Source organism: Streptomyces sp. NPDC087844 (genome assembly GCF_044742785.1).
GTDB lineage: Bacteria > Actinomycetota > Actinomycetes > Streptomycetales > Streptomycetaceae > Streptomyces.
Window position 1 is genome coordinate 1 of record NZ_JBIUVD010000059.1, and the last position, 9,271, is coordinate 9,271.

The 9,271-nt window shown below is 67.7% G+C and carries 10 protein-coding genes and 3 pseudogenes; 5 read left to right on the forward strand and 8 right to left on the reverse strand.

Features of this window, described 5'->3' with window-relative positions:
- The first annotated feature begins 340 nt into the window (after nucleotides 1-340).
- A complete protein-coding gene (locus tag ACIOKD_RS41895) occupies nucleotides 341-706 on the forward strand; it encodes a hypothetical protein (protein WP_402093729.1) in 366 nt (121 codons plus the stop codon).
- Between the two features lie 236 nt (nucleotides 707-942).
- On the opposite strand, the gene ACIOKD_RS41900 is transcribed toward ACIOKD_RS41895, so the two are convergent.
- Nucleotides 943-1,380 carry a class II fructose-bisphosphate aldolase gene (locus ACIOKD_RS41900; RefSeq protein ID WP_402093741.1) on the reverse strand — a complete coding sequence of 146 codons (438 nt, stop codon included), beginning with the start codon at nucleotides 1,378-1,380 and terminating at the stop codon, nucleotides 943-945.
- Nucleotides 1,381-1,434: 54 nt separating this feature from the next.
- Here ACIOKD_RS41900 and ACIOKD_RS41905 point away from each other — a divergent pair.
- Nucleotides 1,435-1,482 (forward strand): annotated as a pseudogene (locus ACIOKD_RS41905) (hypothetical protein); the annotation flags it as partial.
- Nucleotides 1,483-1,611: 129 nt separating this feature from the next.
- On the opposite strand, the pseudogene ACIOKD_RS41910 reads toward ACIOKD_RS41905, so the two are convergent.
- The 4 genes and pseudogenes from ACIOKD_RS41910 to ACIOKD_RS41925 all read right to left on the reverse strand — a co-directional run.
- Nucleotides 1,612-1,728: pseudogene (locus tag ACIOKD_RS41910) on the reverse strand (fructose-bisphosphate aldolase); the annotation flags it as partial.
- A 117-nt stretch (nucleotides 1,729-1,845) separates the two neighbouring features.
- A complete protein-coding gene (locus ACIOKD_RS41915) occupies nucleotides 1,846-2,775 on the reverse strand; it encodes a DMT family transporter (protein WP_402093731.1) in 930 nt (309 codons plus the stop codon).
- Nucleotides 2,762-3,772 (reverse strand): N-acetylglucosamine kinase, encoded by a 1,011-nt coding sequence (locus ACIOKD_RS41920; protein WP_402093732.1) that lies wholly within the window; start codon nucleotides 3,770-3,772, stop codon nucleotides 2,762-2,764. Before ACIOKD_RS41920 ends, ACIOKD_RS41915 begins: the two co-directional genes overlap by 14 nt.
- Before the next feature lie 34 nt (nucleotides 3,773-3,806).
- Complete coding sequence (locus tag ACIOKD_RS41925) at nucleotides 3,807-4,139, reverse strand: hypothetical protein (protein WP_402093734.1); 333 nt, start codon at nucleotides 4,137-4,139, stop codon at nucleotides 3,807-3,809.
- Between the two features lie 156 nt (nucleotides 4,140-4,295).
- Between ACIOKD_RS41925 and ACIOKD_RS41930 the strand changes: the two genes are divergently transcribed.
- A complete protein-coding gene (locus ACIOKD_RS41930; RefSeq protein WP_402093736.1) occupies nucleotides 4,296-4,619 on the forward strand; it encodes a hypothetical protein in 324 nt (107 codons plus the stop codon).
- Nucleotides 4,620-4,717: 98 nt separating this feature from the next.
- Here ACIOKD_RS41930 and ACIOKD_RS41935 read toward each other — a convergent pair whose 3' ends face one another.
- A complete protein-coding gene (locus ACIOKD_RS41935) occupies nucleotides 4,718-5,569 on the reverse strand; it encodes an SDR family oxidoreductase (protein ID WP_402093737.1) in 852 nt (283 codons plus the stop codon).
- 270 nt (nucleotides 5,570-5,839) lie between these two features.
- Here ACIOKD_RS41935 and ACIOKD_RS41940 point away from each other — a divergent pair.
- Together ACIOKD_RS41940 and ACIOKD_RS41945 are read left to right on the forward strand one after the other, a co-directional pair.
- Nucleotides 5,840-5,920, forward strand: a pseudogene (locus ACIOKD_RS41940) (flavin reductase); the annotation flags it as partial.
- A 99-nt stretch (nucleotides 5,921-6,019) separates the two neighbouring features.
- Nucleotides 6,020-6,742 carry a fumarylacetoacetate hydrolase family protein gene (locus ACIOKD_RS41945; protein ID WP_402093743.1) on the forward strand — a complete coding sequence of 241 codons (723 nt, stop codon included), beginning with the start codon at nucleotides 6,020-6,022 and terminating at the stop codon, nucleotides 6,740-6,742.
- Here ACIOKD_RS41945 and ACIOKD_RS41950 read toward each other — a convergent pair.
- Together ACIOKD_RS41950 and ACIOKD_RS41955 are read right to left on the reverse strand one after the other, a co-directional pair.
- On the reverse strand, nucleotides 6,665-7,468 hold the full coding sequence (locus tag ACIOKD_RS41950; protein WP_402093738.1) for an alpha/beta fold hydrolase: 804 nt from the start codon (nucleotides 7,466-7,468) through the stop codon (nucleotides 6,665-6,667). The two genes, ACIOKD_RS41945 and ACIOKD_RS41950, sit on opposite strands and share 78 nt — an antisense overlap.
- 699 nt (nucleotides 7,469-8,167) lie before the next feature.
- Nucleotides 8,168-9,259, reverse strand: a complete 1,092-nt coding sequence (locus tag ACIOKD_RS41955) for a flavin-containing monooxygenase (RefSeq protein ID WP_402093739.1) — start codon at nucleotides 9,257-9,259, stop codon at nucleotides 8,168-8,170.
- Nucleotides 9,260-9,271 lie beyond the last annotated feature (12 nt).

Genomic DNA, 9,271 nt, shown 5'->3' on the forward strand with positions numbered 1-9,271 from the left:
GTTCCATCCGACGAGCCGTCCGCACCTCTACCCGGTAGCACCCAGGTATTCGGGGCGGCCACGGTCCTCTGCCGCGATCCGTCCATTGACCGGCAGCCAAGGACCGGCCCTCAGGCCGGACACGTCGGCCGGATGACCACAGCAGGAGGCGACATTTTCCACAGGCACGGATCAGACCGTCTGCGGCTCACTTCCATCGAGCAGGCGGAGAGAACGCCTCGATCGCGAACGCCTCGCCCACCAGGACCTGACCGAGGCCACCGCACAGGTATGCAAACTCGACAGTGATCTCAGGATATGGAGGCACCACGTGAAGAAGAATCGCTTTATCGCCATGACCATGACCGCAGGAATCCTCACCGGAACGGCTGCCCTCACGCAGCCGGCCGCCGCGTCGACATCGGACTGCTCGGGGTATGAGTACGTCCAGACCCGCCCAGTGGCCGCCGGAGAGACGTCGCTGCCCTGGCAGTACGTCATATCCCTGCAGCCCGGCACCATCGACGTCTGCCTCGACGGCCCGGACGGTACCGACTACGGTCTGAAGCTGGTACGACTCGTGCCCAACGGCCAGGAAACCGTCGCCACCGCGCCGACGGGCAGCGCCGACAAGACGCTCTCCTACGTGGGACCGGTCAGCGGCTGGCAGATACAGGTCTCTGCCGACAGGGCCGGTTCGTACACCGTGGGCGTCAACCTCCCCTAGAAGGCGGCGGTCCGGCCACGTACCGATCGCTGCCGGACAGTGTGCCGGGGCTCGTCGTCGTGATCACGGCGGCGAGCCCCGCTTTCATGTGGTCGCCGCGCTCGCACGAGCGGCGCCACCACCTGTCACACCATTGCCTTGGCCAAGGCCCCGGGACAGTTCGGCGAACGCATTCCGCAGGACCGGCTCATGCGCGGCGACGATACCGGGAAGGTGCGGCTTCGGTGCGGCCCTCGTCAGGCCGCCAGCGCGGTGAGGATGTCGTGCACGGTGGTCGCCACGGCATCACGGGCCGGACCCGGATACTTGCGGGGATCTGTCAGTGCGGGCGCCCTCTCCAGCATGTGGCGCACGCCGTGAGCGAACGCGATGTTGAGCGCCGTCCCGACGTTGATTTTCACCATGCCGGCCCGGACGGCGGCGCGGAGTTCCGTGTCGGGGACCCCGGACGAGCCGTGTAGCACCAGCGGGACCGGAACCGCTTCCCGGAGGCGTTCGATGAGCGCGTGGTCCAGCGTCGCCGACCGTTCGGTCATGGCGTGGCTGCTGCCCACGGCGACCGCGAGGGCGTCTACGCCCGTACGTGCCACGTAGTCGGCGGCCTCTGTGGGGTCCGTGCGCACCCAGTCGGCGTGCGCGCTCGCGGGGGAGTCGGGCTTCCCACCCACATACACGTCACCGACGTGGACCTGCTGTACCAGGCGGCCGACGCCGGTTTCTCCTCCGTGATGTTCGATGCCGGGGCACTGCCCTACGCCGAGAACGTCGCCGCCACCGCCTCGGCGGCACGGTGGACACACAAGGCAGGGCTCTGGCTGGAGGCCGAACTGGGGCGGAGTGAGTTGTCCCCGGTGGTACCGCACGGCGTTCTCGCTGATCTGCAGGATCACCGGTCGGCCGGCGGCCTCGGCGCCCGCCACGATGCCCTGAGCGTGTTCGAGGGTGATGACGTTGAACGCGGCGACGCAACGGTGCTCGGTGGCGGCTCGGGTGACCAGTTCTACGGTGGGGACCAGGGGCATGGGCGTGCTCCTCGTGCAGGGGTGGGACGGCCTGCGAAGTTCGTGTGCCGTGGCTTCGCTCCGGCCCTCGTTGGGGTGGGGCGGGCGGACCGGAGCCGTCGGATGGCCGGGCTCGGTCTACGAGCCCGCCGTCGGTGTGGACAGTTCCCGAGTGTCGGGTTCCTCCTCGCGCTTCTCGTCGGCGTACACCATCAGCGTCGATCCGCCGAGGGCGAGCACGATGCCGATGGTCGCCCATATCGTCGGCAGTGTCTGATAGATGATCAGCGACAGCACGATCGTCAGGACGGGCGCCAGGGCGTTGGTGATCGGTGCGACGACGCTGGCCTTGCCACGGCTGAGTGCCATGACGAGGAACAGCGCGCCCACGGCGTTCAGCACCTGGGTGCCTGCGGTGAGCGCAGGGGCCTGCCACGGGGCGTCGGGCAGACCGCCCATCATGAGGAAAGCGACGGGGACGAGCAGCAGACCACTGATGGTCATCCAGCCGAACGTCGTCGCATCGTTGACGCCCGCGAGGGCGGCCTTGCGCATGAAGAACGCCTGCGCTCCCCAAGCCACGCAGATGAGGATGGCCAGCAGCAGCCAGGACCCCGTGCTGACCGACCCACCGGCACCCGCCGGGATGCTGATCAGCACGATGGCGATCAATGCGGCGATCACTCCGATGACGGCGATTTTCCCGATCCGCTCCCGGAGCAGAGCCACTGCCATCAGCACGGTGATCACCGGGGAGAGCGAGACCACCGGGAAGATCAGGTACGCGGGACCGTCGGACAGTGCCTGGAACAGCAGGAGTTGACCACCGGCTCCGGTCAGCCCGGCCGTGAGCCCGTAGACCGCGGCGATCGGCCGGCGATCGAACCGCTCCCGGCGCAGCGCGAACGCGGCGGGGACGAGCATGGTGAGGGCCCAGATGACGTAGATCATCTCGTCCGGGTAGCCGTACCGTTCGGTCGGCTGACTGGAGAACGCACCCCAGACACCCCAGAACAACACCAGCAGACCCGCGTAGATGATCCAGGTTCTTCTGTCACGCAATGTCATGACTGTTCTCCGTGGTGGTGATCTCCGAGGTGGAATACAGGGCCGCCAGGGCCGCAGTGCTGAGAGGGGTGCCGGCCAGCTTGGCCGCGTACAGCGCGGCGCCCACCACCGGTTCGAACAGAGGCTGCCGCAGCTCATAGGCGATCGCGCTGCTCCGCAGCTCGGTGGTGAACGCGTCGAGCACGGCCGCCGAGCGGAAGACGCCGCCGGAGTAGGAGACGACGACGGGTTCCCCTGAGGAGTAGTCCAGTCGGCGGCGCGCACTGTCCACCAGCAGCGCCAGTTCGCCGCCCGCCGCGATGAGGACGGCAGCGGCCTCGGTGTCGCCCAGTCCGGCCGCCTCGACCACCAGAGGGCTCAGCGAGGCGATCTCGCTGCGATGTCCCTGCCAGCGGTTGAGGACGATGTCGATCACTTCGAGGTCCGAGGTCAGACCGAGGTGGCGGCGCAGCACCCCCGCGAGAGGGCCCTCGGGAAGCCGGCCGTCGCTCATCCGTGAGAACACGTTCAGCGCCCGGGCTGCGATCCAGTACGCCGACCCCTCGTCGCTGAACAACTCGCTCCAGCCACCGGTGCGGATGCCTCGGCCGTGCCGCTCGCCGTAGGCCATCGAGCCGGTACCGCTGATGACGTTGATGCCGTCCGCCGCGCCGAGCGAACCGGCCCAGCCGCAGATCATGTCGTTGTCGGTCCCGTAGCGCCGGTGGCCCAGCACCTTGCCGGGAGTGGCGTCCAGCGCGGCGACGTCGCCGGGGACCTCGCCGTAGCCGGGCAGGCCCAAGAACGCGTGGTCGATGTCCGCGCGGTCGATGCCCGCGGTCTCGGTCACCACCCCGATCCCCTCTTCCAGGACCCGTAGGACATGGTCGACTCCACCTGTGGCGTTGTCCGCGAAGTAGTAGGCGCCCTTCGCGAGGGCTCGGGCCCGTATGGTGCCCGCGCTGTCGATGAGACAGAAGGCTGTCTTGGTGCCCCCGCCGTCCACACCCAGAAACATCGTTGTTCCTCCGCTCGGCTTTCTCTGCACACTGCTACACGACGTCGTTGCGTCGTTCGGGGAGTGGATGCACGGTCACGCCCTGCACCACGCGGTTCACCTCTCCGGAGGGGAACGGGTTGTCCGGTCGGATGCCCAGGCCCATGGATGAACGCAGCGCGACGAGCTGGGCGCACACGACAGCGGCCAGGGCGAGGACGGTGTCGTCGGCCTCCGAGAGTTCGGGAAGCAGCCAGCTGTTGTCGCGGGGCACTCCGTCGGGTGACGCGGTGACGGCGACGACGCTCCCAGAGGGGAGTCCCGCGCGCAGTTCGGCGAGGACATCGAGGTCGTAGCGGCGTGTGTAGGGGTCGTTCGACACGTACACGACGACGGCCGTACGGTCGGTCAGTACCGACTTGGGGCCGTGGCGAAAGCCGAGTGAGGAGAATCCGAGGAAGCGACGAGCGGGACCGGCACCGCGGTGCGGCCATGGGCGGGTCGACTCACGCGACGCTCCCCGGTCTCCCCCTTCCGGGCGGGCATGACGGCCGCGATCACCAGCATGCTTCTCGCGGCGCTCACCGCGGGCACCGGCTCCCTGGTCCTGCTGTTGACCACCTTCGTCGTCCTGGGATCGACCTACGGCAGCCTCCTGCTGAGCGGATTGCGGCTGGTGGAATCGCCGGCCCCTTGGGAGCACGCCGCCACCGCGATCGCCGTCTTCTACAGCCTCGCCCATATTGGGTTCGCTCTCCCCGTGCTCGTGCAGGCACTGAGCGGTCTGTGGAATCCGGTACCCGTTGTTGTCGCCAAGTACCGAACTCGCGACGGCCGTCATGGCACTGACCTCGGATCGATGTCCTGAGATCCCGGGAATACCTGAGCTGTGCGAGGCCGCCCGGAGGAGACTTGGCGCGACCGGCTCAGTGCAGCCCGTCGCGACCCGCGTGGTCCTACACCGGGTCACTTCCGAGCGAGAGCCGCGCGAAAGACCTCGACCGCGGGAGTCGCCGGGTGGCCTATGAGCCCGGCGAGGTCTTGGCCGTCGGTGAACAGGGCGTCCTCGGCGATGCGCTGGTCGCTGTCGGTCAGCACCTGCGCGAATCCGGTCGGCACGCCGGCCCGCTCCAGGTCGGCGGTGAAGTCCTCCGGCGGAAGGTCTTGGTATCGCACCGGCCTGCCGGCCGCCTCCGACATGGCTGCCGCCAAGCCTGCATACGTGACAGCATCGCCTCCGAGTTCGTAGACGCGTCCGGCGTGGCCCTCGGTTGCGAGCACGGTGGCGGCAGCCTCTGCCAAGTCGGCGCGGGCGGCACCGGAGACTCGACCATGGCGGGCGGCACCGTACATGACACCGGTCTTCACGGCACGCGCCAGACCTGGTAGGTAGTTCTCCCAGTACCAGCCGTTGCGCAAGAGGGTGTGCGGCACGTCGGCATCGATGAGCGCCGCCTCGGTTGCCTTGTGGTCCTGCGCCATGATCATCGGATTGCGATGCGCATTCGGGATGCTCGTGTAGGCGAGAAGCTCTACGTTCGCGCGCTCGGCGGCGCGAATCACGTTGACGTGCTGACCGACCCGGACGCCGAATTCGCTGCCCGAGACAAGGAGGAGTCGCCGGACGCCCATGAGTGCCTCGTCGAGCAGTCTCGGGTCGTCGTAATCCGCTTGGCGAAGTTCCACGCCTCGTTCTGCCAGCTCGGCGGCACCGGCGCGGTTGCGAACGATGGCCACTACCGGTGTCTGCGTGTGCAGAAGCGCCTCGACGACGAGCCGGCCCAGCTGTCCGCCTGCGCCAGTTACCGCAACAGTCATGACTTCCTCCAACGTGAACTGCGCTGACGTGTACGGCGCAGGGGTGGCGCTCCGGCTCGCGCAGCACCTTGTGATCAGACCAGAACCCGCCGCAAGACGGGGGCGTCACTGTTCGAAGTGTGGCGGAGTCAGGTCTCATAAATCAACTTACTTGATATGTGGGGTGAAACCCTTGACGCGCGACCGCCACACCCGCAATCTCAACTGGATTGAGATTCGGGCAGGTGGACAGGAGTGGTGATGATTGGGCAGCAGCAGTTTCGTGACGTCATGTCCAATGTGTGCACTCCGGTCACGATCGTCACCTCCGCCGTCGACGGCGTGCCTTTCGGGACGACGGTGAGCTCGTTCGCCTCCCTGTCGCTGGAGCCGCCGCTCGTCAGCGCGCTGAAGCGGTCGACGTCCCGGCGTGCGAAGACCACCGCGAGGTCGTCCTGGACCTGGCCGAGGATGTTCACCGCGAAACGACCGGCGGTGCGGATCGGAGCGAGGAGCGACGGTCCAGAGCGAGGGAACATCCAGGCATGTCGCGACGCCGACCTGTTCGAGATCACGCAGCCCAGGGGGGATACGGCGGGTCGAGACGTCGATGCGCACGATGCTGGATGTCTCGCCGCTGTCGGTAAGGCTGACGGCGGCACCGCCGGGGTCGTCGCCTTGCTCAACGTGTGTTCATGGATGACCGGACTGTTCCCGCAGCAGGCCCAGGATGATGTATGGGTTGATGATCCCGACGCGCTGGTCTCAGGTGTGCTGACTCCGTCCTCCGAGTCCCGCAAGGTGGAGGGCGGCTACCGGGTCACCGGACGCTGGTTCTGGAACTCCGGTTCGTACCAGGCCTCGTGGGCCGTGCTCGGCATCCCGGTCACCGATGGTCGGGGCGAGGTGGAGGTGGAGCTCGTCTTCGTCATCGGTCGCCATGCCCATCGCGTGTCTGCCGGGGACGCGTTCGACTGCGTCGCGGGCTACTCGGTGGGCCAGGACATCTCCGAACGGGTCCGGCAGATGGCGGCAACGCCCCCGCAGTTCAGCATGGGCAAGTCACTGCCCGGCTTCGGACCGCGGAGGACCGGGTTCGGCTCGCATGCCTGGGTGTTACCGGGTGGTGGTGCGGGCGGCCTGTCGGATCAGGTTGGTGACCGTGTCGGGGTGGGAGATGAGGACGGCGTGTGAAGACTTGATCTCGGTCGTGTGGGAGTGGGCGCGTGCGGCCATGAAGCGCTGTTCGTCCGGTGCGATGGCCTTGTCCTCGGTGGTGACCAAGTCCCATGAGGGAATGGTCTTCCAGGCGGTTTCGGTGGCCTTGTCGTCGAGGGCGGAGGCGGCCAGGGGGCGCTGGGTGGCGGCCATGAGGTTGGTGACCGATGCGGGTACGTCGGCGGCGAAGGCGTCGCGGAACTTGTCCTTCTGGACGTAGAGGTCGGTGCCGGTGCCACCGCCGGGCAGAGGGAAGGGCACGGCGTCGACGGCGGAGGCGAGGGTGGATCCCGGGAATGCGGCGCCGACCTCCGTAAAGCTCTCGCCCTTTTCGGGTACGAACGAGGCGATGTAGACCAGCGCCTTGACCTGAGGGTTGCCGGCGGCGGCGTCGCTGATCACGGCGCCGCCGTAGGAGTGGCCGACGAGCACGACCGGTCCCTTGACGCTCTTGAGGAAGCTCTCTATGTAGTCCGAGTCGCCCGCCAGTCCGCGCAGTGGATTGGCGGGCGCGACGACCGGATACCCGTCGTGTCGCAGACGTGTGATCACGGCGTTCCAGATGGAGGCGTCTCCGAAGGCTCCATGCACCAGCACGACCGTGGGCAGCACCCCTGACTCGCGGGACTGGGCCTGAGCCGCGGGGGCCGACGTCGTATTCGCCGCGCTGAGGGCCGCTACGCCCGCAAACGCAGCCAGCATGGAAGCACTCCTGGAAGCACTCCTGCGGGAGGGCTTGGGAACAGTCTTCAGATTCATGTGCATCTCCTTGAGATATGTCGTTCAGTAGCGGTCGGACGGCATGTCCCGCCGCCCGCCATGTGCGGTTCCGGTGGTGCGGTTCGAGGTCTCTCGGCTGCTCGCTTTCGACGTCAGGACCCGGCTCTGTCAACTTCAATGCAATCCAGTCACGGCTGACGTCATGTTGCTGCGAATGGAGTTGACGGCGCTCGACCCTCTGCTGGAGGAGGGCGGCGTAACGGGCGCGGCTGCGTCACCGCACGTCTCCATGCCTGCGATGAGCCGCGCCTGAGTATCCGCCTGGCCATACGAGACCATCACCCGACGGCACGCCGCGCGAACAGGACGGCTGTGACCGGATGGGTCAGCGCCTGCCGATGGCCGTCAGCAAGCAGCCCAGGCTTGATACTCACCAAGTCCAGGCTCTTCTGCCGTACGCGCGTCAGCGGGAGTCGCCCGTCGGTCCCGAGTGGCGGCCACCAGCCCGGTCCGGCACTCAGTACGGATCGGGGCGTCGAGAACTCCAGAATTTTGCAAGCCGTGCCGGTCAGCCCGCCTCGCACCACGCATGGTCCGGCCGTTGCGACCAACCGTCGTGCCGCTGAAGGTACGCAGGACTTGTCCGGACAACGAGTTGTTGGGTGCGTCGGGCCGGCATGTTCAGGCGGACACCGGTTGCGCGGGCGTACGCGCCGCGAGATGCCGTACGACGTGTTCCGCCTCCGCGCCGACGCCCTGGATCATCGATGAGATCATCGAGTACTGGAAGAGGCGGCCGATGAAATACAGGCCCGGCTGCGAGTCCACCACGCCGCGAAACTGGGCCGGTTCACCGTCCGCGTCGAACACCGGGAGGTCGATCCAGGAGGTGTCCGGTTGGAAACCCGTGCACCACACGACGTTGGCGACGTTCGGTGTGGTGCCGTCGGCGAGCACCGGCTGTCCTTCGCGTACTCCGGTGGTGCGTGCCACCCGCTGGACGCCGGCCGCCTCCAGGTCGGCGGACTTCACGCGGATCAGAGGGGATCCGTGCGCGAGGACGTTCGGGCGGATCTTGCGGCCCATCGGGGTGCGGACGGTCAGCAGGTGGCGGAAGACGAACGAGATGGCGGGGACGAAGAAATGGGCGGGGCGCCGTTCGACACGCCACGGAACCTGCCCGGGGTGCCGGCCGGAGAGAAACACCTCGCGGGCGCCGGCGAGTTCGAGGGCGATGTCGGCGCCTGAGTTCCCCGCGCCGACCACCAGGACAGGGCCGTCCTGGAGTTGGCCGGGGTTGCGGTAGTCGTGCGCGTGAATCTGCGTCGTGGACGTGGCCAATTCGGCGGCGTAGGCGGGCAGTTTCGGCAGCCGGTCGTAACCTGCGGCTATCACTACGTTCTCGGCTTCGTACGTCTGGTCCCCGTCCGTTTCCACGACGTACCGGCCGCCCTCGAACGACACCCGCCGCACCGCTGTCCTGGTCCGCACCGGCAGTTGCGCCCAGGCCGCGTAGTCCTGGAGATAGTCGGCGAACTCGTCACGGGTGGGGAAGGACCAGGCGGGGCCGGGATACGGGCGCCCCGGCAGGCCGTCGAACTTCGCCGGGCTGAACAGGCGCAGCGAGTCCCAGCGCCCGCGCCACGCGTCGCCGACACGCTCGCCCGCGTCCAGGATCACAAACGGTCGGCCTTGGCGCGCCAGATGGTATCCGGTCGCAAGGCCCGCCTGGCCGCCGCCGACGATGACGGACTCGATGCGCTCGGTACTCATGACAACTCCTTG

Coding starts and splice junctions, on each gene's coding strand:
- ACIOKD_RS41950 (WP_402093738.1), bottom strand. CDS start 7,468: ATGCTGGCTGCGTTTGCGGGCGTAGCGGCCCTCAGCGCGGCGAATACG.
- ACIOKD_RS41945 (WP_402093743.1), top strand. CDS start 6,020: ATGTTCACCGCGAAACGACCGGCGGTGCGGATCGGAGCGAGGAGCGAC.
- ACIOKD_RS41895 (WP_402093729.1), top strand. CDS start 341: ATGACCGCAGGAATCCTCACCGGAACGGCTGCCCTCACGCAGCCGGCC.
- ACIOKD_RS41920 (WP_402093732.1), bottom strand. CDS start 3,772: ATGTTTCTGGGTGTGGACGGCGGGGGCACCAAGACAGCCTTCTGTCTC.
- ACIOKD_RS41915 (WP_402093731.1), bottom strand. CDS start 2,775: ATGACATTGCGTGACAGAAGAACCTGGATCATCTACGCGGGTCTGCTG.
- ACIOKD_RS41935 (WP_402093737.1), bottom strand. CDS start 5,569: ATGACTGTTGCGGTAACTGGCGCAGGCGGACAGCTGGGCCGGCTCGTC.
- ACIOKD_RS41930 (WP_402093736.1), top strand. CDS start 4,296: ATGACGGCCGCGATCACCAGCATGCTTCTCGCGGCGCTCACCGCGGGC.
- ACIOKD_RS41955 (WP_402093739.1), bottom strand. CDS start 9,259: ATGAGTACCGAGCGCATCGAGTCCGTCATCGTCGGCGGCGGCCAGGCG.